The organism is Aquipuribacter sp. SD81, from assembly GCF_037153975.1.
Taxonomy (GTDB): Bacteria; Actinomycetota; Actinomycetes; order Actinomycetales; family JBBAYJ01; genus Aquipuribacter.
In genome coordinates, this window is record NZ_JBBAYJ010000004.1 from 49,970 (window position 1) to 74,694 (window position 24,725).

Genomic DNA, 24,725 nt, shown 5'->3' on the forward strand with positions numbered 1-24,725 from the left:
GCGGGCCGTGCACGTGGCGGGTCTGGGTGCGAGCCTCCTCAAGGGCTGTGCGCCGGCCCACCCGGACGTGCTCCGTCTCACCGGCTCGGGCCCGGTCGGGGACCGCCGCTACTGCGTCGTCGACCTCGACGCCCGCGGCGGGGCGCGCGTGCTGCGCACCGTGCAGAACGGGCCGCTGCTCGCGCTGCGCGCCGCGGAGCGGGACGGCGTGCTGACCGTGACCGTGCCGGGGCGAGGACCCGTCACCGGCCGTGTCCCCGACGAGGCGGCGGCGCCGGGGCGCACGGTGACGGCGGAGTACTGGGGCCGCCCGCGCGAGGTGGAGCTCCTCGACGGGCCGTGGGCCGCCGCGCTCGGCGCCCACCTCGGCCGCCCGGTCGCGCTCGCCCGGGCCCGACCCCGCGACGTCGTGTACGGCGGCGGGGTCACCCTCGTCACGACGTCGGCGCTCGCGGAGCTCGCGCGTCGTGCGCGCTCCGCCGGGCACGCCGGCGTCCCGGACCCCGACGACGAGTCGGCCCTCGTCGCCGACGCGGAGCGGTTCCGCGCCACCGCGGTGCTCGCCACCGGCCCGGACGGCGACGTCGGGGCCTTCCCCGAGGACGGGTGGTGCGGTCGACGTCTCGTGCTCGGCGACGGGCCGGACGCGCCCGTCCTCGCCGTGTCCGCGCCGGTCGCCCGGTGCGCGGTCGTGCGCATGCGACCGGGCGACGGCCGGCGTGAGGCGTGGGACCCGCTCGCCCTGCTCGCGCCCGACCGCACGCGGGACACCGCGACGGGCCGGGAGGTCGTCATGGGGGTCGAGGCGGAGGTCGTGCGGCCCGGGCTCCTCCGGGTCGGGGCGCCGGTCACGGTGCTCCCCGGGTAGGACCGGCCGACGGGGACGGACGGACCGGGACGGGTCGGGGCTGCGAGACTGGGTGCGTGTTCGAGCAGATCGGCGGGCTCCCCCTGCACCCCCTGGTCGTCCACGCCGTCGTGGTGCTGCTGCCGCTGGGCGCGCTCGGGGCGGTCGCGGTCGCGGTGCGGCCGCGCTGGGCCCGGCCCTACGGCCCGCTCGTCGCCGGTGTCGCGGTCGTGGCCGCGCTCGCCGCCGTCGTCGGGGTCGAGGCCGGCGAGGCGCTGGAGGCGCGGCTCGGCTACACCGGGGACGCGCTCGAGCTCTTGAGCGAGCACGGGCGCTGGGGGCTGTGGACGCGCAACCTCACCCTCGCCTTCGCGGCCCTCGCGGTGGCGGCGAGCGTGCTGCAGCGCCGCACGCGCACCGCCCCGGCACGGGTCGCGGCCGCGCTCGCCGCGCTCGTCGGCGTCGCCGCCACGGTGTTCGCCGTCCTGGCCGGCGACTCCGGCGCGCAGTCGGTGTGGGGGTTCGTGCTGCAGGCGTGACGCCTCGGCCGCGCTGTCCGGCCGCGCGCCGAAGGGGTCAGTCGCGGGCGACGGTGGACCGCAGCCGCAGCCAGCCCCACACGGCCGTGCCGACGAAGAGCACGAGGCCGATGACGAGCAGCCAGAACAGGCCCTCGATGACGGCGCCGAGCACGGTGACCACGAGCCACAGCACGAGCAGGAGGACGAGCAGCGCCTTCATGGTCCGCCACGGTAGGCGCCGAGGAACAGGTACGCGACATCTCGCCCGAACGACCACACGAGCGCGGCCAGCGCCGCGGCGCACGCCGTGACGGCGACCGCGACCGGGACGGCCGGCGCCGCGACGACCAGCACCGACGTGAGCAGGGCCGGCCCCTGGAGCGCCGCCACCACCCGCCGTGCGAGCGAGTACGGCAACGGGCGCCGCAGCCGCGGCTGCACGAGCCCCGCCGTCACGAACGCGTAGCGGGCCAGGCCCGCAGCCAGCACCCACCAGCCGACCACGGGGGCCGCGGCGACCGCCAGGACGAGGACCGTCGCCGCGTCGGTCTCCTCGTCGAGACGCGCCCCGCGCGCCGTGACGACCGTGCGACGGGCCACGGCGCCGTCGACGGCGTCGAGGACGAGCATCGGCACGGCCTGCGCGAGCAGGACCCACGCCCACATCTGCGCCGCGAGGCCCTCGAGCGCCGGCCACACCGCGCCGCCAGGGCGCAGCAGCACGAGCGCGGCGGCCCCGACGAGCAGCCCGGCCCGCGTGAGGGTCACCCGGTCCGCCGGTGTCAGAGTGAGCCCGTGGACCTCGCGCGCGAGCATGCGACCAATGTCACCCGCCGCGTCGACGCCCGCACGCCCGCCGAGCCCGCGTTCGCTCGTGCGCTGTGGCTGGAGGAGCCCGGCCGCTACACGCTGCGCGAGCAGCCGCTGCCCGTGCCCGGACCCGACGACGTCGTCGTCCGCACGCTGTTCTCCGGCGTGAGCCGTGGCACGGAGCGGCTCGTGCTCACCGGGGCGGTGCCGCCCGTCCACGCCGCGCGCATGCGGGCCCCGTTCCAGCAGGGCGACCTGCCCGCGCCGGTCAGCTACGGCTACCTGGCCGTCGGCACGGTCGAGGCCGGACCCGACGGGCTGCTCGGGCGGACGGTGTTCTGCCTGCACCCGCACCACGACCGCTTCGTCGTGCCCGTCGGCGCCGTCCGGGCCGTGCCGGACGCCGTGCCCGCGCGGCGGGCCGTGCTCGCGGGGACGGTGGAGACCGCCGTCAACGTGCTGTGGGACGCCGGGGTCCGCCTCGGCGACCGGGTCGCGGTCGTCGGCGGCGGCATGGTCGGGGCGTGCGTGGCCCGGCTGGCGGCGCAGGTGCCGGGGTGCGTCGTCGACCTCGTCGACCCGGCGCCGCAGCGCGGCCCGCTCGCGGCGGCGCTGCGGGTCGGGCACCGCCACCCCGACGAGCTCGGCGGGCACGAGGCGGTCGGCGCCTACGACGTCGTGGTCCACACGTCGGCGACCGCGGCCGGGCTCGCGCTCGCGCTGCGGCTCGCGCCCGAGGACGGCGAGGTCGTCGAGGCGTCGTGGTTCGGGACGAGCGCCCCGGCGGTGCCGCTCGGGGAGGACGTGCACGTGCGCCGCGTCGCCATCCGACCGAGCCAGGTCGGGGCGGTCGCCGGGGCGCGGCGCGCGCGCCGCTCGACCGGCGACCGGCTCGACCTCGCGCTGCGGCTGCTCGCCGACCCCGCGCTCGACCACGTGCTCGGCGACGACGTGCCCTTCGCGGACCTGCCCGGCCGACTGCCCGACCTGCTGCTGCGCGGTGGCGCGGGGCTGTGCCCCGTGGTGACCTACGGACCGTGAGCCCCGCGCGCCCCGTCGCCGTCGAGCACGCCGTCACCGTCGAGGACTCGATGATGGTGGCGCACTCCCTCGCCGGGGAGGTGTTCGGCCCAGCGCAGCGGCTGCACGGCGCCACCTACGTGGTGCGGGCGACCTTCCGCCGCGACCGCCTCGACGCCGACGGCATCGTCGTCGACATCGGGGCCGCGGGCACCGTGCTCGGCGAGGTGCTCGCCGACCTCACGTACACGAACCTCGACGAGCACCCCGAGCTGGCCGGCGTGGTCACCACCACCGAGGTGCTCGCCGGCTTCGTCGCCTCGCGCCTCGTGGCGCGCGCCGCGGCCGGGGACCTGCGGGGCGCGGGTGACGACCTCACGTCGGTCGAGGTGTGGCTCGGCGAGAACCCGCGCGCGGCTGCGTCGTGCCGGGTCGTGCTGCGCGAGCCCGGCCCGGGCGCACCCGACGCGTGGCCGTGGGCAGGTCGCTGAGGTCGGGGCGCGAGCCGCTCACGCTGCTCGTGCCGGGCGACGTGGACCGGCCGACCGGCGGGAACGTCTGGGACCGGTGCGTGCGCGACGCCCTGGTCGCGGCGGGCGTCGACGTGCGGTGGCGTCCGGTCAGGGCTGGCTGGCCGGTGCCGCCCGACGGGCCGGACGCGCTCGAGCACGCGCTGGGCGAGGTGCCGGACGGCGGGGCGGTGCTCGTCGACGGCCTCCTGCTGTGCGCGTGGCCCGACGTCGCCCGCCGGCACGCGGGGCGGGTGCGGCTGTCGGTCGTCGTGCACCTGCCGCTCGCGCTGGAGAGCGGCCTCGACCTGGCCGAGGCGGAGCGCCTCGCGACCGCGGAGGAGCAGGTGCTGCACGCCGTCGCGCTCTCCGGCGCCGTCCTCACGACGTCCCGGTGGTGCGCCGTGCGGGTCCGTGGCGGGCTGGACGGCGTGCAGCCGGTCGTCGCCGTGCCCGGCACGACCCGGGCGCCCACCGCGTCCCCGGTGCGCGACAGCGGGTTCGCACGGCTGCTCGGCGTGGGCTCGCTCACGTCGCGCAAGGGCCACGACGTCCTGCTCGAGGCGCTGGGCGACGTCGGGGACGGGTGGCAGCTGCGTCTCGTCGGACCCGCGCCCGACCCGGCCCACGCGGCGGCGCTGCGCACACGCGCGGCCGACCTCGCTCGCAGCGGCGTCGTCGTCGAGCTGCCCGGACCCGCAGAGGGCGCGGCGCTCGAGGAGCACTACGGGTGGGCCGACCTGCTGGTCGTGCCGTCGCGTCAGGAGACGTACGGCATGGTCGTCGGCGAGGCCCTCGTCCGCGGGCTGCCGTGCCTCGTGACGGCCGGTACCGGCCTCGTCGAGGCGCTCGGGACGGTCGGTGGCGCGACCCCCGGGCTCGTGGTGCCGCCGGAGGACCCGGCCGCCCTCGCGGAGGCGCTGCGGCGCTGGCGGGAGGGACCCGACCTGCGCGCACGGCTGCGGGCGCTCGCCCGCGACCGCGGCGACGCCCTCGCCCGGCACGGCTGGGACGCGTGCGCCGACGTCGTCCGCCGCGCGGTGCTCGCCGCATGAGCCCCCTCGCGGGCGCGGGCCCCACCGGCGGACCGGCGGACGGACCGGCGGGCTGGGCGACGACGTGGCTCGACCTGCGCGGCGAGGCGGACAGCCGCAGCCGCTCCGCGGAGCTGCTGACGACGGCCTTCGCCGCCGCGAGGGCGGCGCGACCCGGCCCGGCACCCGCCGACGGCGTGCCGCTCCGCGTCGTCGACGTCGGCTGCGGCGCGGGGGCGATGGCGCGCTGGGTCGTGACGCGGGCCGACGGCGTCCCGACCCGGTGGGTGCTGCTCGACCCCGACCCGTCGCTGCTGCGGGTCGGCCGCGGCCGGCTCGCGGACGCAGGCGCCACGGTCGACGCCGTGCGGGTCGGCACGAGCGACGACCTGCCGGACCTGCTCGGCGGGGAGCACGCGGTCGACCTCGTCGTGGCGAGCGCCCTGCTCGACGTCCTGCCCGGGCCGGCCGTCGCGCGCCTCGCGTCCGCGGTCGTCGCCGCCGGGGTGCCGCTGCTGTGCGCGCTGACCGTGACCGGCGAGGTCGTCCTCGACCCTCCCGACCCCGTCGACGCCCTCGCCCGCGACTGCGTCGCCCGCACGGCCACGACCGGCGGTGCGCTCGGTCCCGGGGCCGCCGACACGCTCGTCGCCGCCGCGAGCGCGGCGGGGGCCGGGGTCCGCAGCCGCGCCACGCCCTGGCGGCTCGACCCGACGCGTGACGCCGACCTGCTGCGGGCCTGGTGGGACGGCCACGCGGCCGCCGCCCGCCACGGAGCCGGGCCCGAGGAGCGGTCGACCGTCGAGGCGTGGGCCCGTCGGCGCGACACCGCCGTGGCCGTGGGCGGGCTCCGGGTCGTCGTGGCGCACACCGACGTCCTGCTCCTGCCCGTGCCGTGGGCGGGCCGGTGAGGGCGGCGGCACCCGTTCCCGGCGCGTCCCGGCGGCCGCGGCTGCTGTGGCCGGCCGTCCGGCTCGGCGCGACGGTCGCCGTCCTCGGCACCGTCGCGGCGGTCGTCGGGGGCGACGCCGTGCGGGCGGGCGCCGCGGTGCTGGCCCCGGGGCCGGTCCTCGCCGCCCTCGGGCTGGGGGCGCTGTGGCGGGCGCTGGCGAGCCTGCGCTGGCTCGTGGTCTCCCGCGCGCTCGGGGCGGCGCTGCGTCCCGCGGACGCGTACGCGGAGTACGCGCGCAGCGAGCTGCTCAACGCGGTGGTGCCCGGCGGCGTGGTCGGCGACGTGGACCGGGCGCGGCGCCACGCCCGAGGCGTCGGCCGGCTCACGGCGGCGCGGGCGGTCGTCGTCGAGCGCGGCCTCGGCCAGGTGACCCTGCTGACCGCGACGGGCGGCGCGCTCGCGCTGGACCCGCGCCTGCTCGGCGTCACGGCCGGCGTCGACCGCCGGACCGTCGGGGTCGCCGTCGTCCTCGTGCTCGTCCTCGGCGCGGTCGTGCTCGCGGTGTGGCAGCCGTGGCGGGCCCGACCGGCGCGACCGGCTCACGGCGTCGCCGGTGACCGGGGCCGGCTGGCGGCGGCGCTCGGGCTGGGCCTGGTCGCCTCGGCAGGCGTGCTCGCGTGCTTCGTGGCGACGTTCCTGCTCGCGGCGGCCGTGACGGGTCTCGACGCGCCCGCGACGCAGGTGGTCCCCGCGGTGCTCGTCACCCTCGTCGTCTCCGCGGTGCCGTTGACGGTGAGCGGCTGGGGCGCCCGGGAGGCCGGCGCCGCGCTCGCCTTCGCGGCCGTCGGGGTCGGCGCCGCCGACGGGGTCGCCGCGTCCGTCGGCTACGGCCTGCTCGCGCTCGTCGCGGCGCTACCTGGCCTGCTCCCGCTGGCGCTCGCGCACCGCCGCGAGGTCGAGGTCGAAGCACACGTCGTCACCGAGCCGGAAGTTCCGTGACGGCGGGCGGAGCGCGTCCCGGGCGAGCGCCGGGCCGGGCAGCCCGAGGCCGGTCGTGCCGTCGGCGCCCAGCAGCACCGGGGCGACGCTGAGGTGGAGCCGGTCGAGCGCCCCGGCGCGCACGAAGGCCGTCACGGTGCGCCCGCCACCCTCCACGAGGACCCGGCCGAGGCCGAGCCCCGCGAGCAGGTCGAGGACCGCGGGGGGCGGCACGGGTGCGCCGGCCGGACCCGCCGGCAGCCCCACAACCCGCACGGCAGCCCGACCCGCAACGGCCCGGCGGGCCCGCCGGACCCCTGCGGCGGAGACGAGCCACGTCGTGGGGGCGCCGTCGGCGAGCACGCGGCTGCCCACGGGGCAGCGGCCGGCCGGGTCGAGGACGACGCGGTGCGGGTGGGGACCGGCGACCGCGCGCACCGTCAGCCGCGGGTCGTCGGCGCAGACCGTCCCCACGCCCACGAGGACGGCGTCGACCAGCGCGCGCAGCCGGTGCAGGTGCGCGCGGTCGGCGTCCCCGGTCACGTACCGGGCGTCGCCGGTGCGGGTCGCGATGCACCCGTCGAGGCTCTGGCCGAGCTGGCCGACGGCCAGGCGCCCGCGGGCGGTCGCCACCGGCCCGTACAGCGCGAGGAGGTCGGCCGCGTCCTCGTCGGACGGCTCGGGAGCGGCGTCGTCCGCCACCCGGGGAGCCGGCGGCCGTGCCCCGCCCGCCCGGGCGTCGCCCGGGGCACGGCCCGCGCGGGACAGCAGCCAGCGCCACGCGACCTCGGCGTCCGCGGCGACCACGACCCCATCCTCACCCGGCACCGGCCCGCACCGCACCGCCGCCGGGCCCGGTGACCGCTCACCTACCCTCGTCCGGGCACGACCGGCCGGGCACGGGCCGTGCCGCGAGCCGCCGGAGAGGAGCCCCCGCATGCAGTGCGACTACTACGACGCGGGGTCCTGCCGCTCGTGCGAGTGGATGGGTCGGCCCCACGACGAGCAGCTCGCCGACCTGCAGCGGCTGAGCGCGGCCGCGCTGGCCCGCCACGGCGACCTCCTCTGGGAGCCGCCCGTCGCCGGGCGGGAGTCCGGGTTCCGGTCGAAGGCGAAGATGGTCGTCGGCGGCAGCGTCGAGGCGCCGACGCTCGGCATCCTCGACGAGCACCGCCGCGGCACCGACCTGCGTCGCTGCGGCCTGCTGACACCTCGGCTCGCGGCCGCCATGCCCGTGCTCGCCGAGCTCGTGACCCGGGCGCGGCTCACCCCGTACGACGTGCCCGCCCGACGCGGCGAGCTCAAGCAGCTCGTGTGCCTCGACGCGGGCGACGGCCCGGCGGGCGACGGCGGCCTCATGGTGCGCGCGGTGCTGCGCTCCACCGAGGCGGTGCCGCGGCTGCGCCGGCAGCTGCCGTGGCTCACCGGGGCGCTCGCCGGGGTAGGCGCGCGCCTGGTCGTGCTGAGCGCCAACCTGCAGCCGCTGCACGCCGCGCTGCCCGAGGGCCCGGACGAGGTCGTCCTCACCGAGGCACGGACGCTGCCCGTCCCGGTCGGTGACGTCGTCCTCCACCTGCGCCCGCAGGGCTTCGTGCAGACCAACCTCGAGGTGGCGGGCGCGCTCTACCGGACGGCTGCCGCGTGGGTGTCGGCGCTGGTGCCGGCGCCCGCGGTGGTGTGGGACCTGTACTGCGGCGCCGGGGGGTTCGCGCTGCACCTCGCCGGACCGGGCCGGGAGGTGGTGGGGGTCGAGGTGAGCGCCGAGTCGGTCGCCGCCGCGTCACGCTCGCGCGACGAGCGCGGTGTGCCGGTCGGCGGCGACGGCTCGGCCCGCTTCGTCGTGGGCGACGCGACGGCCCTCGACGGCTCGGCGGACCTCCCCGCCGCCGACCTCGTGGTGGTGAACCCGCCGCGACGCGGGCTCGGCGACGCCCTGTGCGCGGCCCTCGAGCGCTCCGGCGCCCGGCACCTGCTCTACAGCAGCTGCGCCGTGCCGAGCCTGGCCCGCGACCTCGACGCCCTGCCGTCGTGGCGCGCCGTCCGGGGCCGGGTCCTCGACATGTTCCCCCAGACCGCCCACCAGGAGGTCCTCGTCCTGCTCGAGAGGCGGTGAACGGGTCCCCTCTCGCGCCGTGTGCCCCCACTCGGGGTACACCGCGTGCCCGGACCCCGTCCCCGGCAAGCCGGCGGGCCGGCGGGCCGGCGGGCCGGCGGGCCGGCGGCTCAGTAGAAGCAGTCGGCCGGGCGGATGCCGGCCTCCCGCAGCTGCTCGGCGAGCCCGTCCGCGGTGTCGCGGGGCGCGATGCCGCGCTCCTCGAGGCACTCGCGCATCCAGCGGGTGCGCGACGGGGCGTCCTGGAACTCCGGGCGGGTCTGGAACAGCGTGTCGGTGAGCGCCCACTCCCGGTCGTAGCACTCGGCGTCGACGCCGCTGCGCACCGCGGCGTCGGGGACCCCGCCCATGAAGGTCCCGTCGGACTGCAGGATCGGGTCCTCGGGGACGTCGAACCCCTCGGCGGCGAGGCACTGCCGGTACCGCTCGTACGCGGCGCGGTTCTCCGCCTCCGTGGCCACGCGGTCGTCGATCTCCGCCGCCTGCGCCTCGGAGATCCCGCTCAGGTCCGCGCCCAGGAGCGGGTCCGTCGTCGGCCCCGCCGGGGCCCCGTCCGCGGCGACCCGCCCGAGGAGGGGGTCCGTCACGCCGGACACCACGGCGGCGGTGCCGGTCACGAGGAGCGCGACGGCGGCGGCCACGAGCAGCGTGCTCGCGCGGCGGGGCCGCGGCGGGGGTGTCGCCCGCCGGGCGAGGACGCCGGACGGGGGCGCATCGTCGGCGTCGGTCCACACCCGGGCGAGGGCCCGGCGGCGACCTCCCGTGGTGTCGCGGACGTCGGCGTCACGGACCGGGTTGCGAGCGGCGAGCGCGTCCAGGTGCTCCTCCGTCGTGCTCATGCGTCCTCCGCGTGGGTGGTGCGTGCGAACGGGGCCGGTTCCTCGCTGCGGCGGGGGGTCGCGGCGGGCGCGGAAGGGACGGACCCCAGGTGCCCCCGGAGCCGTCGGCGGGCCCGGTGCAGCCTGACGTGGACCGCCGCGGTGCTGACCCCGAGGACGCGGGCGACCGAGGCCGCGTCCAGCTCCTCCCAGACGGACAGGCGCAGCAGCTCCTGGTCCGGCTCCGACAGCGACCCGAGCGCCGCCAGCACCCGGTCCTCCGGGCCGCTCGCGTGCGGGTGGCGGGCGGCCGCGTAGTTGACGCGGGCGTCGGCCAGCAGCCGCTCGTCGAGGGCCTCGCGACGGGCCGAGCCACGCCGGTGCGTGCTCAGGACCCGGCGCGCCGTCCCGTACAGCCACAGCCGCGCCCGGTCGCCCGGCGGCACGTCGTCGATCCGGCGCCACGCCACGGTGAAGGTGTCGGCGACCACGTCGGCAGCGTCCTCGGCCGAGCCCGCGCGACGGATCGCGTAGGCCAGCAGCGGGCCGTAGCAGCGCTCGAACAGCTCCTCGAAGCGTTCGCGGTCGGTCGTCACCCGTCCTCCTCCCCGGCGTCCCCGATGGTCCCTCACCCCGTACGTGGCCGGCCGGGCGAGGAGACTTACACCCGGCCCGTGACGACCCGTCCCGGGCGGCCGCGGACGGCGGTGCGCGCACGACGCGAGCCCCCCGGCCGTCCGGGCCGTCCGGGTCGCGCTCAGGCACCCATGCGCGGGACCAGGGCGAGCGCCTCGCCCACGCTCAGGCCCGTCAGCCGGAGCAGGTCGGTGACGACCGAGCGGGCCTGGGCGAGCACGGTCGCCCCGGACAGGCCCGGCGGCACGCCCAGGGCAGACGAGCGCTCCGCGACGGCTGCGAGCTCGCGGCGCAGGACTGGCTGCTGGGCCGGGTCGTCGTAGCCCGCGGCGAGGTGGTCGACGACCACGGCGAGGTCCTCCACGAGGCGCAGCACCTCCTCCGGCACCGGGTCGTCCCGCTCCACCGCCACGTCGGCGCGCCGCACGAGCACGCGGACGTTGCGCACGGCGAGGTCGAGGGCGGCCCCGGCGTCGGCCTCCAGCCGGGTGCGGCGCGTGCGCAGCGGCCGCAGCACCGACAGCGCCGCCGCGTCGGCCCGCTCGGCGGTCACCTCGCGCAGCAGCGTGAGGGAGTACTCGGTCGCACGGGAGCGCTCGAGGGTCCGCCGGGCGAGGTCGGCGTCGGAGGTGCGGCACGCCGCCACCGCGTCCCGCAGCAGGGAGGCGACGGTGCGGAGCACCTCCACGACGGTCTCCCGTGGCCGGCGCAGCGGGCCGACCGGGCTGAGCGCGGCGACGACGAGCGCGGTCGCCCCGCCCACGACGGCGTCGAGCCAGCGGTCGACCCCCTGCTCCGGGGTCGCCACGAGCGACGTGACGATGGCCGCCTGCACCCCGGCCTGCACCACCACGAGCGTGCCCGCGTCGAGGAGCACCGCGAGCGCCATGGCGACGAGCACCGCGAGCACGAGCACCGACACGCTCGGGCCCACGAGCGCGACCACGAGGTCGCCGACGCCCACGCCGATCGCCACGCCCACGACGACCTCCGCCGCCCGCCGCCACCGCTGCCGGTACGAGGCCCCGAGGCCGATGATGGCGGCCGCGGGGGCGAAGAACGGCTGGGTGTGACCGAGCAGCGCCGTCGCCACCCAGTACGCGATGCCGGCCGCGACGGCGGACTGCACGAGCAGCGGCGCGGTCCGGCCGAGCCGCCGCACGCGCTCCGGCACGGACCGGCCCGTCGGGCGGCCCCGGGACGCGGGACCGGGGCGGCGTGCCATCGGACCTCATCCTGGCGTGCGAGACTGGTCCCGGCGAGGCCGTCCGAGGCCCGCCCCGTCGTGGAGCAGCCCGTCCCCCGGCCCGCAGGCCGGGTGAGGACAGTTGGCAGAGCCGGTCCGCGGCGCCCCGACCACCGCCTGAGAGGCGAGAACCCTTCGCATGACGCTGCTCGACGCCGCACCCGCGGCCCCCCGCTCCCCCGAGTCCACCCGCCCCGCGCCCGGCTTCGCCGCGCTCGGCGTGCCCGCCCCCCTCGCCGAGGCGCTCGCCCGGCAGGGCATCACGACCCCGTTCCCCGTCCAGGCCGCCTCGCTGCCGGACTCCCTCGCCGGGCGCGACGTGCTCGGCCGCGGCCGCACCGGCTCCGGCAAGACCCTCGCGTTCGCGCTGCCCGTGCTGGCGCGCCTGCTCGGCGGCGCGCCCCGCGCGACCCGCCGCGCCGAGTCCTCCCGGCCCCGCGCGCTCGTCCTCGTCCCGACGCGCGAGCTCGCCACCCAGGTGGCGGCCACGTTCACCCCGCTGGCCGAGGCCGTCGGCCTGCGCGTGACGACCATCTTCGGCGGCGTGCCGCAGGGCCGTCAGGTGCAGGCGCTGCGCGGCGGCGTCGACGTCGTCGTCGCGTGCCCCGGCCGCCTCGAGGACCTCATGGGCCAGCGCGAGATCCGGCTCGACCAGGTCGACGTCACCGTGCTCGACGAGGCCGACCACATGGCCGACCTCGGCTTCCTGCCCGCGGTCCAGCGCATCCTCGACGCGACGCCGAAGGGCCGCCAGCGGCTGCTGTTCTCCGCGACGCTCGACAACGGCGTGGACCGCCTCGTCCGCCGGTACCTGCAGGACCCCCGCACGCACTCGGTCGACCCGGCCGTCGCGCCGGTCTCCACCATGACCCACCACGTGCTGACGATCGCCGACCGCGACAGCAAGCCCGCCGTGGTCCGCGAGCTCGCGAGCGGCACCGGGCGCCGGGTGCTGTTCCTGCGCACCAAGCACGCGGCCAAGAAGCTCGCCCGCCAGCTCACCGCCTCCGGCATCCCCGCGGTCGACCTCCACGGCAACCTGTCGCAGAACGCGCGGCAGCGGAACCTCGCCGCGTTCTCCGGCGGGGAGGTCGCCGTGCTCGTCGCGACCGACGTCGCCGCCCGCGGCCTGCACGTCGACGACGTCGAGCTCGTCGTGCACGTCGACCCGCCGACCGAGCACAAGGCGTACCTGCACCGCTCCGGGCGCACCGCCCGGGCCGGCTCCGGCGGGACCGTCGTCACCCTCGCCCTGCCCGAGCAGGACCGGGACGTCCGCACCCTCATGCGGCAGGCCAAGGTCACCCCTCGTACCGACGCCGTCCGGCCCGGCTCGCCGGTCCTGCGCGACCTCGTCGGCGAGGTCGCGGCCCTGCGCGAGTGGACGCCGCCGAACCAGCGCGAGGAGCAGCCGTCGCGCCCGCGCCGCTCCGGCGGCGAGGGCCGCGGTCGGCGACCCGGCGCCCGGCAGGGCCAGGGCACGCGCGACGGCGTCGCACAGCCGTCGACCCAGGGCTCCTCGGCCCGGCACGGCGCGCGGCCCTCGTCCGGGCCGGGCGACGTGGCCCGCGAGGCGGGCCGACCGGGTGCCCGGCGCAGCGGCCGCCGTCGCGGCGGCCGCGGCCGGGGCGCCGCCGAGCGCGCCTGAGCCCACCGCGGGTCCCTGTCGCGTCCCAGGCCGACGGTGACGGCGTAGGTCGACATCCCTGTCGACACATGACGCGTACGTCGACATTCCTGCCGACACCCGACGCGTACGTCGACATCCCTGTCGACGCACGACGCGTACGTCGACGTTCCTGTCGACGCACGACGTGTACGTCGACGTTCCTGCCGACGCACCCGACGCGCCCCGCCCCTCCGCCGACGGCGTCAGGGGTAGGGCGCGTCCCGGCTGCCGTCGAGCAGGCGGCGCGTGGCGGTGAGCACGCTCGCCGCCACCGGCAGCGGATCCGGCCCGTCGTCGCCCGCGCCCCCGGACTCCTCCGCGACGAGCCGCTGGCGCACGGCGAGCGACAGCTCGCGGACCGCCTCGTCACCGCGGTCGCGCACGACCTCGTGCGGGGCCGCGCACCGCTCCGGCGCGACGGCCCGACCGACCGCGCGCAGCGCCGCCCCCGTCCTCGCACCCAGCACCGGGTCGGCCCCGAGGACCCCCAGCTCGGCGTCGCTCAGCTGCTCGACGAGGTCCACGACGACGACGGCGAGCCGCTGCTCGCGCTGCAAGGCCGCCTGCTGAGCCGTCAGCTCGGCGGAGCGCCGGGACAGGCGCACGTTGCCGCGGGCCGCCTTGCGGGCGGCGGTCGCCGACGACGCGGCCTCCGTGATGCCGTCGCGGACCGCCCCGACCCGTTCCTGCACCGTCCGCGAGCGGCTGCCGGTCTCGACGTCGTCCGCGAGGTCGCCGAGCAGGACGGCGGCCTCGTGCAGGGCCGAGCGGTTCTGGCGCTCGGCCCTGCCCTGCAGCGACGACGGCGCCACGAGACCCACGACGACGCCGACGAGGGCGCCGAGCAGGACGAGCCCTGCGTACGCCGCGAGGTACTCCACGGGGTCGCCGCTGCCGACGAGGAGGGTGAAGAGCGCGGCCGTCGGCACCCACGCGCGCTGCGAGCCGAAGGCGGGCACCCCGGCGAGCAGCACGCCGACCCCGACCGCCAGCGCCAGGCCGAGGCCGTAGCGCTCCGGCAGCAGCAGGCAGACCGCACCCAGCAGACCGCCCGAGGCGACGGCGAACAGCGACCGCCAGGCCGAGGACACGGTGTCCACGACGGTCGGGTAGGTGACGAGCAGCGCGCCGAGCGGGGCGTAGTAGAGGTAGTCACCGGCGCCGGGCACGAGCGCGGCCACGTGCCAGGCGACGACGGCGGCGAGGGCGCTGCGCGCGGCCAGGGCCAGCCGCGTGCCGCTCGGCAGGCGCGACCGGGACACGGCACGGCGCACCCGCGCCGCGACGGGTCGACGGGCGGGGCCGGGGGTGGCGTGCGAGCCGGGCACGCTCGTGCCCTACCCGTCTCGGCCGTGCGGACACGTGGGCCGTCGTGGACGGCGGCCCGCTCGGTTTGCGGGGGCGCCCCGGTGACGGTCTGCTGTGCCCGTGTCGGCAGGGCGGTCGCGGGAGGCGGACCTGGCCCTCGCGCGCGCGGCCGCCCTCGGCGACCGCGAGGCCTTCGAGGAGGTCGTGCAGCGGCACGGTCCGGTCATGCTCCGCTACGCCCGCCGCGTGCTGCGCGACCGCGGCGACGCGGAGGAGGCGGTGCAGGACGCCCTCGTCGCCGCCTGGCGCACCATGGAGCGCTACCGCGGCGACTCGGCGCTGCGCACGTGGCTGCTCGGGCTCACCTCGCACAAGGCGCTCGACGTGGCCCGGCGGCGCCGGCCGCAGCCCGTGGACGACGAGGTGCTGGCCGCCACGCCGGCCGACGACCGCAGCGACCCGTGGGCGGCCACGAGCGGCAGCGAGCTCGCCGCGGCCCTCCAGGAGGCCCTGCTCGCGCTGCCCTACGGCCAGCGGGCCGCCTGGGTCCTCGTCGAGCTCGAGGGGATGACGCAGCAGGAGGCCGCGGACATCATGAGCACCACGCCCGACTCCGTGCGCGGGAACCTCTACCGCGCCCGTCGACGGCTCGAGGAGAGGATGGCGCGATGGCGACCGTGACGGCGGCATGACGGCGCCGGACCCCGGGCCGGGCCCGGGCGCCGACGCGCTCGCCCGCGCCCGCGACGAGCTCCGCCGGGCCCGCCCGGACGACGCCGAGGGCTGGACGGCCTTCGCCGCCACCCTCCAGCGGCGCCTGCGCGACGTCGCCCGTCCCGGCCGGGCGCTGCGGGTGCTCGAGGACGGCCCGGCCGCGGCGGGCGCCGGCGTGCTGCGGGTCGACGAGCGCGTCGTCGCCGACGCCGCCCGACGGGCGGTGGCCGCCACCGGTGCGCGGCTCGTCGGCCTCTTGCTCGATGTCACCGACGAGGTGCCGACCCGGGTGGCCCTCCAGGTGTGGGCGCCCTACGGCACCGACGTCCGCGAGGCCGCCGACGGGGCCCGCGCCGCGGTGGCCCGGGTCGTCGAGGAGGTCCTCGCCCGCCGCTGCCCCGTCGACGTCGACGTCGTGGACGTGTGGACCGACGAGGCGTCGTGACGCAGGTCACAGCCGCAGGGCGTGCGGATCGGGCCGTCCGGCGCGACCCACTACCGGACGCGTCGGCAGCCCGCCGCCGCCCCGCCCCACGAGAGGACGCACGCCGATGACCCAGAGCACCCCCGAGACCACGACCCGCTCCCGCGGGACGGCCGGCGGCGGCACCGTCGCGACGACCGGTTCCGCCGCCCTCGACAGCGGCCAGGGCCGCACGACCATCGCCGACACCGTCGTGTCGAAGATCGCCGGCATCGCGGCCCGCGACGTCGTCGGCGTGCACAGCCTCGGTGGCGGCGGCGCCCGTGCCGTCGCCGCGCTCCGCGAGCGCATCCCCGGCGGTCGGACCAACTACTCCCAGGGCGTGGCCGTCGAGGTGGGCGAGCGGCAGACCGCCGTCGACGTCGACATCGTCGCGGAGTACGGCGTCGCGATCGCCGACCTCGCCGCGGGGATCCGCGAGAACGTCATCACCGCCGTGGAGCGCATGACGGGCCTGGAGGTCACCGAGGTCAACATCGTCGTCCACGACGTGCACGTCGAGAGCGACGACGACACCGACGACCAGGGCGAGCCCGCCCGGGTGCAGTGAGCCCGTCGGACCACCGGACCGCCGGCCGGCACGAGGCGGACGTCGTCCGCGAGACCGTGCTGTCGGTCCCGGGCGTGGTCGACCTCCACGGCGGCTCCCTCGGCGAGGTCGGCACCTACCTGCCGGGCCGACGGGTCGTGGGGGTACGGCTGCGCCCCGAGCGCACCGAGGTGCACGTCGTCGTGACGCACGGCTCGCCCGTTCGGGCGACCGCGGACCTCGTCCGCGGCGCCGTGGCGCGGGTGCGGCCCGGCGCCGTCGACGTCACCGTCGAGGACGTGGCCCCCGCCCCGGCGCCGGGCCCGACGTGAGCGAGGCCGCGGCGCTCCGGTCGGCCCGTCGCCAGCTGGCGCGCCGGCTGCACCCCGACCTCGGCGGGGACCCCGAGGCCTACCTCGAAGCCATGGCCGCGCTCGACGCGCACGCGGCCCGCGCCGCCTCCCACGACGCCGTCGTGGTGGGGCGGACCGGGCGCCTGAGGCGCGCGCTGCCCGTCCGGCGCGTCCGCGGCGCCGTCCGCCGCGTGCAGCAGCACCTGCCGCGCCACCTGCCCGGCGCCCGTCGCTGGGCACGACTCTGACCACCCGCACTTCCCCACTCCTGGAGGACCACATGAGCTCCACCGCGACCGGGCTCCTCACCGGCCTGCTCCTCGCCATCGCCTGGACGACCGGCGGCTTCACCGGCTTCCTGCTGGCGGTCGTGCTCGGCGCCGTCGGCGCCGTCGTCGGCCTGTGGCGGGACGGCAGGATCGACTCGTCGTCGTTCGGCCGCGGGCGACCGCGTGCCTGAGCCGCTCGCCGCACCGGCCGACCGCGGCCACCTCGAGGTGCGTTCCGTGGTGCTGGACCGCGTCGCCGGTCGAGCCGCCGGCGGCGTCCGCGGGGTCGTCCCGGGGAAGGTCGGCCGCCTCACCCGGCGGCGGCTGCCGCACGTCGAGACGCACACCGAGACGCGCGCCGACGGTGAGCACGCCCGCCTGCGGGTCGAGGTCGCCGTCGCCTGGGGGCACCGCCTCGACGTGGTGGCCGGCGGCGTCCAGTCCGCCGTCGTCGACACGGTCCGGCGGCTCACGGGGGTGCAGGTCGACCGGGTCGACGTCAGCGTCGACGACGTCGTCGTCCCGGAGCAGCCCGAGGAGAGGAGGGTGTCATGAGCGCCGAGACCGCGGCGCCGGCGCACGAGGAGACGCCGACCCGTCCCGACGCCGCCCGAGAGGCCACGGTGCCGACCGCCGGCGTGCCGCTCGGCGTCCCCGCCGTCGCGGGCGTGGCCGTCGTGCTCTGCCTCGCCCTCGTCGCGGCGGGCGTGGTCCTGCTGCGCGAGGTGCTCGTCGACCGCGTGGTCGCTGGTCGTGTTCTTGTCCCCGGCGAGCCGTGGCTCGCCCCGGCCGCCGAGGAGGCGACCGGCGTCGTGCAGGGCACGCTCACGGTCGGCGTCGGGGCGGTGTCCGCCCTGGTCGGCCTGCTCCTGCTCGTCCTCGCCGTGCGTCGCCGACCGCGGCTCGGGACCGCGTGGCGCCCCGCGGACGCGGAGCTGCCGCTGTGGGTGTCCGGGGCCGGCGTGGCCGCGGTCGCGGCGGACGCCGCCCTCGCCGCGGACCCCGTCGAGACGTCCCGCGCCCGGGCCCGACGGCGCCGCGTGGACGTCGACGTCAGCGTCGACCCCCGCGACGGCCACGGCCGCAGCGCCGTCGAGACCGACGTCCGCGAGCGCGTCGAGCAGGCCCTGCGCGGTCTCGCGACGCAGCCGCGGGTGCGGGTGCACGTGCACGGGGCGGTGGCCCGGTGAGCCGCGGGGCGCTGGCCCTGGACCGGGTCGCCGTGGCGCTCCTCGGTCTCGTGCTCCTGGTCGGCGGCGGGCTGCTCGCCGTGTGGGGCCTCGGGCGCCTGCCCGGCACCGTCGACGAGATCGACCTAGGTGTGCTGCGCGGCCTCCCCGCCCACCCATGGTGGCCGTGGGCGGTCGGGGTCGCGGGCGCGGTGGCCGTCCTCGCGGGGCTCCGGGCGCTCTTCGCCCACACGGTGCGACCGCGCGTGCGGGACGTGACGTTCGCCGCGGCCGGCGACGGCACCGACGACGCACGTCGCCCGGGCGGGCGGCTCCAGGCCGACCTGCCCGCGGTGGCGGACGCCGCGGCCGAGGTGCTCTCGCAGGCCCCCGGCGTGCACGGCTGCCAGGGCCGGGCGGTGCCGGGACGGGACGGTGCCGTCGTGGACCTGCGGGCGCGGGTCGCCGCGGAGACCGACCCCGCGGCCCTGCACCGGGCGGTGCAGGCGGTCGCGGACGGCCTCGCCCGGACACTGCCCCCGGGCACCGCGTCGCTGCGGGTGAGTCTCGACGTGCGACGCGGCCGCTACGAGGCGCCGCGCGTCCGCTGACCGCGGTCGCGCACCGGGACCCGCGTCACCTCGGGTGGCGCGGGTCCTTCGTGCCGGCGCTGCCGCCGCGGCCGCGGTTGGTCAGCGACCGGAAGGCATTCTTCAGCCGGCGCTGGTTCTCGGGCTTGCGCGCCTCCTTGGCGACGAAGCCGACGACGGCGCCCTTGGCGAGTCCACGGAAAAGAGCCATGCCGGGGACTACCCCGCTCAGACGAACTCCACACGCAGCGTGGGGGTGGTCGGCCGCGACTGGCACATGAGCCGCAGGCCGCGCTGCAGCTCGTCGGGCTCCAGCGCGTAGTTGGCGTCCATCTCGACCTCGCCCTCGACCACCTGGGCGCGGCACGTGCCGCACACCCCGCCGCGGCACGCGTACGGCGCGTCGGCGCGGGCGCGGAGGACGGCGTCGAGCACGGTCTCGTCCCCGCCGGACATGTCGAGCGACGTGCGCCGCCCCTCCAGCAGGACGTCCACCTGCGTCGTGCCGGCCGCGTCGGCGGCCCTCGGCCGCGGCGCGACGGGCTCGGCGTGGAACAGCTCGACGTGCACGCGGGCGCGGTCCACCCCCAGGTCGCCCGTCAGGGTGTCGCGGACGGCCGTCACCATCTCCAGCGGCCCGCACAGGAACCACTCGTCGACGTCACCGACATCGAGCAGCGTCCCCGCGAGCGCGAGCAGCCGCTCGCGGTCGATGCGCCCGCTGAGCAGCGGCGACTCCTGCTCCTCCCGGCTCAGGACGTTGAGCAGGCGGAACCGCGCGCCCCACCGGTCCCGCAGGTCGTACAGGTCCTCGAGGAACATGACGTCGCGCGCCGTGCGGTTGCCGTACAGCAGCGTGACCCGGCTGCCCGGCTCACCGGCGAGGACGGCTCGGGCGATGCCGAGCACCGGCGTGATGCCGCTCCCGGCGACGACACCGGCGACGTGCCTGGCCCGGGCGGGGTCGACGTCGGTGCCGAAGCTGCCACCGGGGGCCGCGACGTCGAGCGTGTCGCCGGGGCGCAGGTCCTGCGTGGCGTACCGCGTGAAGACGCCGTCCGGGATCGCCTTGATGCCGACGGTCAGGTGCTCGCCGTCCGGCTCCCCGCACAGCGAGTACGTGCGGCGGACCTCCTGCCCGCCGAGCACGGCGCGCAGCGTCAGGTGCTGCCCGGGCCGGGCGGCGAAGAGCGGCCGCAGCCGGGCCGGCACCCCGAGCGAGACGGCGACGGCGTCGTCGGTGAGGCGCTCGACGGCCGTGACGGGCAGGGCGTGGAACGCGCCCTGCGGCAGCTCGGCGGCGCTCGCGCCCGTGCTCGTGTCGGTCACCCTCAGAACTCCTTGAAGTGGTCGAACGGCTCGCGGCAGGCCCGGCACCGCCACAGCGACTTGCACGCCGTCGACGCGAAGCGCGCGAGCTCCTCGGTGTCGCGGGAGCCGCAGCGCGGACAGGTCGGGGCCGGGGTGCCGTCGCCCGCCCCGAGACCGGGCCGGTAGCCGAGCTCGAGCGGCACGGGGCCGCCCGACGGCCGCGGCCCGGGCGGGGCGATGCCGTACTCGGCGAGCTTGCGACGGCCGTCCGCGCTCATCCAGTCCGTCGTCCACGACGGCTCGAGCACGAGCCGCACGTCGACGCCGGCGGCCCCCGCGCCGAGCAGCGCCGAGCGCACGTCGGCGGTGATCTCGTCCATGGCCGGGCAGCCGGAGTAGGTGGGGGTGATGTCGACGCGCACCGTGCCGTCGTCGGTCACCGTCACCCCGCGCAGGATGCCGAGGTCGGCGATGGTGAGGACCGGGATCTCCGGGTCCGTCACCTGCTCGAGGACCCGGACGGCGTCGTCGGGGGTGAGCACCGGCACCGCTACCAGCCGGCGCCGGGGTGGGAGCGCGCGACGTGCTGGAGCTCCGCGAGCAGGTAGCCGAGGTGCTCGGTGTGCACGCCCCGCCGCCCGCCGCTCGGCTGCCAGCGCGTGCCGGGGCGCTCCAACGTCGCGTCGGCGAGGACCGCGTCGACCGTGCCGTCCCACGTCGCGCGCAGCGGGGCCGGGTCGGGGGCGGCACCGGCGGCGACGAGCCGGTCGAGGACCTCGTCGCGCTCCCACAGCTCGGCGGCGTGGGGCCACACGGTGTCCAGACCCGCCTGCACGCGCCGCCGGGACTCCTCGGTGCCGTCGCCGAGGCGGACCACCCACGTCGCGGCGTGGTCGAGGTGGTAGCGAGACTCCTTGACGGCCCTGCTCGCGACCGCGGCGAGCACCGGGTCGGTGCTCGAGCGGAGGGCGGCGAAGAACGGCACGTGCCACGCCGACACGAGCAGCTGCCGCGCCATGGTCTGCCCGAAGTCGCCGTTGGGCAGCTCGACGACCTGCGCGTTGAGGAAGTCCCGCTCGTCGCGGAAGTACGCGAGGTCGTCCTCGCTGCGTCCCGTGCCGTCCAGCTGCCCGACGCGGGTCAGCAGGGTCCGGGCCTGCCCGAGGAGGTCGAGGCCGATGTTGAGGAGGGCGACGTCCTCCTCGATCGTCGGTCCCCGCGCGGCCCACTCCCCCAGGCGCTGGCCGAGCACGAGGGCGTCGTCGGCGAGGCGGAGCGTGTACGTGGCGAGGTCCCCGACATCGACGCCCTCCGGCGCCGGCTCGGTGGTCGCGACCGCCGTGGGGTCCACCGCGCCGGTGGGGGCGTTCCCGCTCACAGGTTCTGCACCTCGTCGGGGACGGCGTAGAACGTCGGGTGGCGGTACGGCTTGTCCCCCGCCGGGTCGAAGAAGGCGTCCTTCTCGTCCGGGCTGCTCGCCGTGATGTCCTCGGCGCGCACCACCCAGATGCTCACGCCCTCCTGACGGCGCGTGTAGACGTCGCGGGCGTTGCGCAGCGCGAGGTGCTCGTCGGCGGCGTGCAGGCTGCCGACGTGGGTGTGGGACAGGCCGCGCCGGCTGCGGACGAACACCTCCCACAGCGGCTCACGGTCGCTCACGCGGCCCCCGTCGTCACGGCAGCGGTGCCACCGACCTTCGCGTCGGACCGCGTCCGCGCCGCACGCCGCGCGGCGTGGGCCGCCGCGGCCTCGCGCACCCAGGCGCCCTCGTCGTGCGCGCGGCGCCGCTGCTCCAGACGCTGCCGGTTGCAGGGGCCGTCGCCCTTGACGACGCGCATGAACTCGTCCCAGTCCGGCGTGCCGAAGTCGTAGTGGCCGCGCTCGGCGTTCCAGCGCAGGTCCGGGTCGGGCACGGTGAGCCCGAGGTAGTCCGCCTGCGGGACGGTGACGTCGACGAACTTCTGCCGCAGCTCGTCGTTGCTGAACCGCTTGATCCCCCACGCCATCGACTGCGCGGAGTTGGGCGAGGCGTCGTCGGGCGGACCGAACATCATGAGCGAGGGCCACCAGAACCGGTCGAGCGCGTCCTGGGCCATCCGGCGCTGCGCCTCGGTGCCGCGCGAGAGCGTCACCATGCCCTCGAAGCCCTGCCGCTGGTGGAACGACTCCTCCTTGCACACGCGCGTCATCGCGCGGGCGTAGGGCCCGTACGAGCAGCGGGACAGCGGCACCTGGTTCATGATCGCGGCGCCGTCGACGAGCCAGCCGATCGCCATGGTGTCCGCCCACGTGAGCGTGGGGTAGTTGAAGATCGTCGAGTACTTGTGCCGGCCCTCGTGCAGCGCGTCGAGCAGGTCGGCCCGGTCGGCGCCGAGCGTCTCGGCGGCGGAGTAGAGGTACAGCCCGTGGCCCGCCTCGTCCTGCACCTTCGCGTAGAGGATGGCCTTGCGGCGCAGGCTCGGCGCCCGGGTGATCCAGTTGCCCTCGGGCTGCATGCCGATGATCTCGGAGTGGGCGTGCTGCGCGATCTGGCGGACGAGCGTCCGGCGGTAGCCGTCCGGCATGGCGTCGCGCGGCTCGATGCGGCCGTCGTCGGCGACGACCCGCTCGAAGGCGGCGTGCTGCTCGGCGTCGAGGCCGTCGAGGAGCTCCTGGCCCGCGGGGGCGCCCGCGACAGCGGGCGCGGTGGTGGCGCTCGTCATCTCGTCCTCCCAATCCCTACCGATCGGTCAACAATACTGTCGGCCCTGGTCCGGCGTGTGTCAAGGTGCCCAGAGGAGTACCCACCCGAGCAGCCGGCCAGACGTGCCCGCCCTCCGGCGGCCCCGTCGTCCTTCTCCCGCGACCCTCTCGCACTCCTCACCGCCCGGGTCGCAACGGCTCCGAGCCCGGCCAGCCCGACGTCCGCCGGGTCCCCTCCACCGTCTCGGACACGGCGGCGAGCGCGTCGTGCGCAGGCCGCCAGCCGAGCTCGGCGCGTACGCGCGACGTGTCGAGCAGCGGCGTCCAGACCGCCATGTCGAGCCACCCCGGGTCGACGGGCTGCAGCCGCAGCCGCCACGTCGCCCCGACCACGCCCCGCAGGACCGAGGCGTCCACCGGCACGGCGCGGCGCGCGCCGAGGGCGCGGACCAGGTCCTCGCCGGACACGACCGGCTCACCCGTCACGTTGAGCGCACCGCCCGGCCGGGCGGCCGCGGCCAGCCGCAGCGCCTCGGCGAGGTCCTCGGCGTGCACGACCTGGGTCCGCAGCCGGGCAGGGACCGGGAGCACGGGCGCCGCGAGGCGACCGACGACCGAGCGCGGGACGAGCGGGCCGAGGAAGTAGCGCCCCACCTCGGCGCCCGCAGCCCGCTGCACGACGATGCCCGGGCGGACCCGGGTCACGCCGAGCCGGTCCTGCCCGGCCTCCACCTCGTCGAGGTAGCGCTCCGCCGCGGCCTTCTGCCGGCTGTACGGCGACCCCGCGATCCCGCCCGTGGGCCACGACTCGGGGACCCTACGGTCCTTGGGGCCGGGGCTGTAGGCGCCGAGGCTGCTCACGTGGACCAGGTGCGGCACGCCGGCGTCGAGCAGCCCCGCCACCACGTGCTGCAGGCCGCCGAGGTTGACCCGCCGCTGCAGGTGCTGGTCGTGGCTCGGCTGGATGCGCCACGCGAGGTGCACGGCGACGTCGCAGCCCCGGGCGGCCGCCGCCACCGCCGCCCGGCTCGAGGGGTCGGCGAGGTCCGCGCTCACCCAGCGCACGCCCGCCCAGGGCGCCGCACCCGGTTCGGGGGAGCGCCGGGCCAGCCCCACCACCTCCTCCACGGCGGCGTCGGCGCGCAGGGCGCGCACGAGCATCGAGCCGACGTTGCCGGTGGCACCGGTCACGAGCACTCGCACCCGCCCAGGCTCGCGCCGGCCCCGGCCGGGCGCACCCGGACGGGACGCACGCGCGGCGTCGCGGCGGTGGCGACGCCCTCACGACTGCACCGCAGCGCCCACGGCACGCGCCGGGCGGGGCGGCCGACCCCGAGGGCTGCACGGCAGGGCTGAGGGCCCGTCGGCATGACCCTCGGCAGCCGCACGGTCACCCTCGGGTGACGATCCGCGCCCGCGACGCCCCGACCGTCCCCAGATGTCGCGAGCCGCTGCCCCGCGGACCACGCTGCGGCGTACGGTTCCCGGACAGGGAGGACGCATGAGCAGCACGGACGCGGTCAGACAGCGGGGGCGACCTGCGCGCCACTCGCTGGACGAGCTGGTGCACATCGTCGCCGAGGAGTTCATCGAGCGCGGCTACGACGCGACGTCGATGGAGGACCTCGCGCGCGCCACCGGCCTCACGAAGGCGGCGCTCTACCACCACGTGCCGGGCAAGGAGCAGTTCCTCCGGCTGGCGGTGTCGCGGGGCGTCGACGCGCTCGAGGAGGCGGTCGAGGAGGCGGAGCAGCTGCCCGTGCCGGCGGTGCAGCAGCTCGAGCACGTCGTGCGCCGCAGCGTCGCCGTCCTCGTCGACCAGCTGCCGTACGTGTGCCTGCTGCTGCGGGTGCGGGGCAACACCGAGACCGAGCAGTGGGCGCTGGCCCGGCGGCGCGACCTCGACGCCCGCGTCGCCTCACTCACCGCGAAGGCGGTCGCCGACGGCGACCTCGACCCCGACCTCGACCCGCGGCTGGCCACGCGGCTGGTGTTCGGGGCCGTCAACTCGGTGACCGAGTGGTACCGGCCCGACGGCGGGGTCGGCCCCGACGAGGTCGCCGACGTGCTGTGCCGCATGCTGGTCGACGGGCTGCGGCCCCACGGCACGGCGCCGGTCGTCGCGCCCCGTCGGGCCTGAGCCGCGCCCTCGCCCGACGAGGGGCCGCCCGGCCCGCGTATGCTCCCGACCGCGCGGTCGGTAAAGCCGCGCGACCCGTTCGC

The 24,725-nt window shown here is 78.0% G+C and carries 33 protein-coding genes; 19 read left to right on the forward strand and 14 right to left on the reverse strand.

The window, feature by feature from the left end:
- Positions 1-7 precede the first annotated feature (7 nt).
- Complete coding sequence (locus tag WAA21_RS03305; RefSeq protein ID WP_336921330.1) at positions 8-868, forward strand: hypothetical protein; 861 nt, start codon at positions 8-10, stop codon at positions 866-868.
- A gap of 56 nt (positions 869-924) precedes the next feature.
- Positions 925-1,386, forward strand: a complete 462-nt coding sequence (locus WAA21_RS03310; RefSeq protein ID WP_336921331.1) for a DUF2231 domain-containing protein — start codon at positions 925-927, stop codon at positions 1,384-1,386.
- 37 nt (positions 1,387-1,423) lie between these two features.
- Here the strand turns inward: WAA21_RS03310 and WAA21_RS03315 are convergent, their stop codons facing one another.
- Together WAA21_RS03315 and WAA21_RS03320 are read right to left on the reverse strand one after the other, a co-directional pair.
- On the reverse strand, positions 1,424-1,588 hold the full coding sequence (locus tag WAA21_RS03315) for a hypothetical protein (RefSeq protein ID WP_336921332.1): 165 nt from the start codon (positions 1,586-1,588) through the stop codon (positions 1,424-1,426).
- Complete coding sequence (locus tag WAA21_RS03320) at positions 1,585-2,184, reverse strand: CDP-alcohol phosphatidyltransferase family protein (RefSeq protein WP_336921333.1); 600 nt, start codon at positions 2,182-2,184, stop codon at positions 1,585-1,587. The genes WAA21_RS03315 and WAA21_RS03320 overlap by 4 nt, the downstream gene beginning before the upstream one ends.
- Between WAA21_RS03320 and WAA21_RS03325 the strand changes: the two genes are divergently transcribed.
- From WAA21_RS03325 to WAA21_RS03345, 5 genes are read left to right on the forward strand one after another with little or no spacing between them, the layout of a single operon-like run.
- Positions 2,164-3,219, forward strand: a complete 1,056-nt coding sequence (locus tag WAA21_RS03325; protein ID WP_336921334.1) for a dehydrogenase — start codon at positions 2,164-2,166, stop codon at positions 3,217-3,219. The two genes, WAA21_RS03320 and WAA21_RS03325, sit on opposite strands and share 21 nt — an antisense overlap.
- On the forward strand, positions 3,216-3,689 hold the full coding sequence (locus tag WAA21_RS03330) for a 6-pyruvoyl trahydropterin synthase family protein (protein ID WP_336921335.1): 474 nt from the start codon (positions 3,216-3,218) through the stop codon (positions 3,687-3,689). The genes WAA21_RS03325 and WAA21_RS03330 overlap by 4 nt, the downstream gene beginning before the upstream one ends.
- On the forward strand, positions 3,674-4,762 hold the full coding sequence (locus tag WAA21_RS03335) for a glycosyltransferase family 4 protein (RefSeq protein ID WP_336921336.1): 1,089 nt from the start codon (positions 3,674-3,676) through the stop codon (positions 4,760-4,762). Before WAA21_RS03330 ends, WAA21_RS03335 begins: the two co-directional genes overlap by 16 nt.
- Positions 4,759-5,652, forward strand: coding sequence for a class I SAM-dependent methyltransferase (locus WAA21_RS03340; protein ID WP_336921337.1), 894 nt, complete (start codon positions 4,759-4,761; stop codon positions 5,650-5,652). The genes WAA21_RS03335 and WAA21_RS03340 overlap by 4 nt, the downstream gene beginning before the upstream one ends.
- Positions 5,649-6,632 carry a lysylphosphatidylglycerol synthase domain-containing protein gene (locus WAA21_RS03345; RefSeq protein ID WP_336921338.1) on the forward strand — a complete coding sequence of 328 codons (984 nt, stop codon included), beginning with the start codon at positions 5,649-5,651 and terminating at the stop codon, positions 6,630-6,632. Before WAA21_RS03340 ends, WAA21_RS03345 begins: the two co-directional genes overlap by 4 nt.
- Here WAA21_RS03345 and WAA21_RS03350 read toward each other — a convergent pair.
- A complete protein-coding gene (locus WAA21_RS03350; RefSeq protein WP_336921339.1) occupies positions 6,546-7,418 on the reverse strand; it encodes a RibD family protein in 873 nt (290 codons plus the stop codon). The genes WAA21_RS03345 and WAA21_RS03350 overlap by 87 nt on opposite strands.
- Positions 7,419-7,548: 130 nt before the next feature.
- On the opposite strand from WAA21_RS03350, the gene WAA21_RS03355 reads away from it, so the two are divergent.
- Positions 7,549-8,724: a methyltransferase domain-containing protein gene (locus tag WAA21_RS03355; protein WP_336921340.1), complete on the forward strand. Its 1,176-nt coding sequence runs from the start codon at positions 7,549-7,551 to the stop codon at positions 8,722-8,724.
- Between the two features lie 110 nt (positions 8,725-8,834).
- Here WAA21_RS03355 and WAA21_RS03360 read toward each other — a convergent pair whose 3' ends face one another.
- From WAA21_RS03360 to WAA21_RS03370, 3 genes are all read right to left on the reverse strand, one after another.
- Positions 8,835-9,563 (reverse strand): hypothetical protein, encoded by a 729-nt coding sequence (locus tag WAA21_RS03360; protein WP_336921341.1) that lies wholly within the window; start codon positions 9,561-9,563, stop codon positions 8,835-8,837.
- Positions 9,560-10,138: an RNA polymerase sigma factor gene (locus tag WAA21_RS03365; RefSeq protein ID WP_336921342.1), complete on the reverse strand. Its 579-nt coding sequence runs from the start codon at positions 10,136-10,138 to the stop codon at positions 9,560-9,562. The genes WAA21_RS03360 and WAA21_RS03365 overlap by 4 nt, the downstream gene beginning before the upstream one ends.
- Positions 10,139-10,299: 161 nt before the next feature.
- Positions 10,300-11,403: an FUSC family protein gene (locus WAA21_RS03370; RefSeq protein WP_336921343.1), complete on the reverse strand. Its 1,104-nt coding sequence runs from the start codon at positions 11,401-11,403 to the stop codon at positions 10,300-10,302.
- 160 nt (positions 11,404-11,563) lie between these two features.
- Here WAA21_RS03370 and WAA21_RS03375 point away from each other — a divergent pair, with 160 nt between their 5' ends.
- Positions 11,564-13,072, forward strand: a complete 1,509-nt coding sequence (locus tag WAA21_RS03375; protein ID WP_336921344.1) for a DEAD/DEAH box helicase — start codon at positions 11,564-11,566, stop codon at positions 13,070-13,072.
- Positions 13,073-13,296: 224 nt separating this feature from the next.
- Here the strand turns inward: WAA21_RS03375 and WAA21_RS03380 are convergent, their stop codons facing one another.
- Positions 13,297-14,421: a hypothetical protein gene (locus WAA21_RS03380; protein ID WP_336921345.1), complete on the reverse strand. Its 1,125-nt coding sequence runs from the start codon at positions 14,419-14,421 to the stop codon at positions 13,297-13,299.
- A gap of 100 nt (positions 14,422-14,521) precedes the next feature.
- Between WAA21_RS03380 and WAA21_RS03385 the strand changes: the two genes are divergently transcribed.
- The 9 genes from WAA21_RS03385 to WAA21_RS03425 all read left to right on the forward strand — a co-directional run bounded on the left by WAA21_RS03385 (position 14,522) and on the right by WAA21_RS03425 (position 18,530).
- Positions 14,522-15,082, forward strand: coding sequence for an RNA polymerase sigma factor (locus WAA21_RS03385; protein ID WP_336921346.1), 561 nt, complete (start codon positions 14,522-14,524; stop codon positions 15,080-15,082).
- Between the two features lie 7 nt (positions 15,083-15,089).
- A complete protein-coding gene (locus WAA21_RS03390) occupies positions 15,090-15,560 on the forward strand; it encodes a hypothetical protein (RefSeq protein ID WP_336921347.1) in 471 nt (156 codons plus the stop codon).
- A 106-nt stretch (positions 15,561-15,666) separates the two neighbouring features.
- Complete coding sequence (locus tag WAA21_RS03395; RefSeq protein ID WP_336921348.1) at positions 15,667-16,149, forward strand: Asp23/Gls24 family envelope stress response protein; 483 nt, start codon at positions 15,667-15,669, stop codon at positions 16,147-16,149.
- Positions 16,146-16,460 carry a hypothetical protein gene (locus WAA21_RS03400; protein WP_336921349.1) on the forward strand — a complete coding sequence of 105 codons (315 nt, stop codon included), beginning with the start codon at positions 16,146-16,148 and terminating at the stop codon, positions 16,458-16,460. The genes WAA21_RS03395 and WAA21_RS03400 overlap by 4 nt, the downstream gene beginning before the upstream one ends.
- Positions 16,457-16,729 (forward strand): hypothetical protein, encoded by a 273-nt coding sequence (locus tag WAA21_RS03405; protein ID WP_336921350.1) that lies wholly within the window; start codon positions 16,457-16,459, stop codon positions 16,727-16,729. Before WAA21_RS03400 ends, WAA21_RS03405 begins: the two co-directional genes overlap by 4 nt.
- Positions 16,730-16,761: 32 nt before the next feature.
- A complete protein-coding gene (locus WAA21_RS03410; RefSeq protein ID WP_336921351.1) occupies positions 16,762-16,941 on the forward strand; it encodes a DUF2273 domain-containing protein in 180 nt (59 codons plus the stop codon).
- Positions 16,934-17,305, forward strand: a complete 372-nt coding sequence (locus WAA21_RS03415; RefSeq protein ID WP_336921352.1) for an Asp23/Gls24 family envelope stress response protein — start codon at positions 16,934-16,936, stop codon at positions 17,303-17,305. Before WAA21_RS03410 ends, WAA21_RS03415 begins: the two co-directional genes overlap by 8 nt.
- Positions 17,302-17,940, forward strand: coding sequence for a DUF6286 domain-containing protein (locus WAA21_RS03420; RefSeq protein WP_336921353.1), 639 nt, complete (start codon positions 17,302-17,304; stop codon positions 17,938-17,940). The genes WAA21_RS03415 and WAA21_RS03420 overlap by 4 nt, the downstream gene beginning before the upstream one ends.
- Positions 17,937-18,530 (forward strand): hypothetical protein, encoded by a 594-nt coding sequence (locus WAA21_RS03425; protein WP_336921354.1) that lies wholly within the window; start codon positions 17,937-17,939, stop codon positions 18,528-18,530. The genes WAA21_RS03420 and WAA21_RS03425 overlap by 4 nt, the downstream gene beginning before the upstream one ends.
- A 25-nt stretch (positions 18,531-18,555) precedes the next feature.
- On the opposite strand, the gene WAA21_RS03430 is transcribed toward WAA21_RS03425, so the two are convergent.
- The 7 genes from WAA21_RS03430 to WAA21_RS03460 all read right to left on the reverse strand — a co-directional run bounded on the left by WAA21_RS03430 (position 18,556) and on the right by WAA21_RS03460 (position 23,705).
- The gene (locus WAA21_RS03430) at positions 18,556-18,720 is read right to left on the reverse strand and encodes a hypothetical protein (RefSeq protein WP_336921355.1); all 165 of its coding nucleotides are present in this window, start codon (positions 18,718-18,720) and stop codon (positions 18,556-18,558) included.
- Between the two features lie 17 nt (positions 18,721-18,737).
- Positions 18,738-19,838 (reverse strand): 2Fe-2S iron-sulfur cluster-binding protein, encoded by a 1,101-nt coding sequence (locus WAA21_RS03435; RefSeq protein ID WP_336921356.1) that lies wholly within the window; start codon positions 19,836-19,838, stop codon positions 18,738-18,740.
- Positions 19,839-19,840: 2 nt separating this feature from the next.
- Positions 19,841-20,362, reverse strand: coding sequence for a 1,2-phenylacetyl-CoA epoxidase subunit PaaD (gene paaD, locus WAA21_RS03440; protein ID WP_336921357.1), 522 nt, complete (start codon positions 20,360-20,362; stop codon positions 19,841-19,843).
- Positions 20,363-20,370: 8 nt separating this feature from the next.
- On the reverse strand, positions 20,371-21,198 hold the full coding sequence (paaC, locus tag WAA21_RS03445; protein ID WP_336921358.1) for a 1,2-phenylacetyl-CoA epoxidase subunit PaaC: 828 nt from the start codon (positions 21,196-21,198) through the stop codon (positions 20,371-20,373).
- Entirely contained in the window at positions 21,195-21,479 is a 285-nt protein-coding gene (gene paaB, locus WAA21_RS03450; RefSeq protein WP_336921359.1) for a 1,2-phenylacetyl-CoA epoxidase subunit PaaB, read from the reverse strand. Before paaB ends, paaC begins: the two co-directional genes overlap by 4 nt.
- Positions 21,476-22,522 carry a 1,2-phenylacetyl-CoA epoxidase subunit PaaA gene (gene paaA, locus WAA21_RS03455; RefSeq protein ID WP_336921360.1) on the reverse strand — a complete coding sequence of 349 codons (1,047 nt, stop codon included), beginning with the start codon at positions 22,520-22,522 and terminating at the stop codon, positions 21,476-21,478. The genes paaB and paaA overlap by 4 nt, the downstream gene beginning before the upstream one ends.
- Before the next feature lie 157 nt (positions 22,523-22,679).
- The gene (locus tag WAA21_RS03460) at positions 22,680-23,705 is read right to left on the reverse strand and encodes an NAD-dependent epimerase/dehydratase family protein (protein WP_336921361.1); all 1,026 of its coding nucleotides are present in this window, start codon (positions 23,703-23,705) and stop codon (positions 22,680-22,682) included.
- Between the two features lie 298 nt (positions 23,706-24,003).
- Between WAA21_RS03460 and WAA21_RS03465 the strand changes: the two genes are divergently transcribed.
- A complete protein-coding gene (locus WAA21_RS03465; protein ID WP_336921362.1) occupies positions 24,004-24,642 on the forward strand; it encodes a TetR/AcrR family transcriptional regulator in 639 nt (212 codons plus the stop codon).
- Positions 24,643-24,725: the final 83 nt, after the last annotated feature.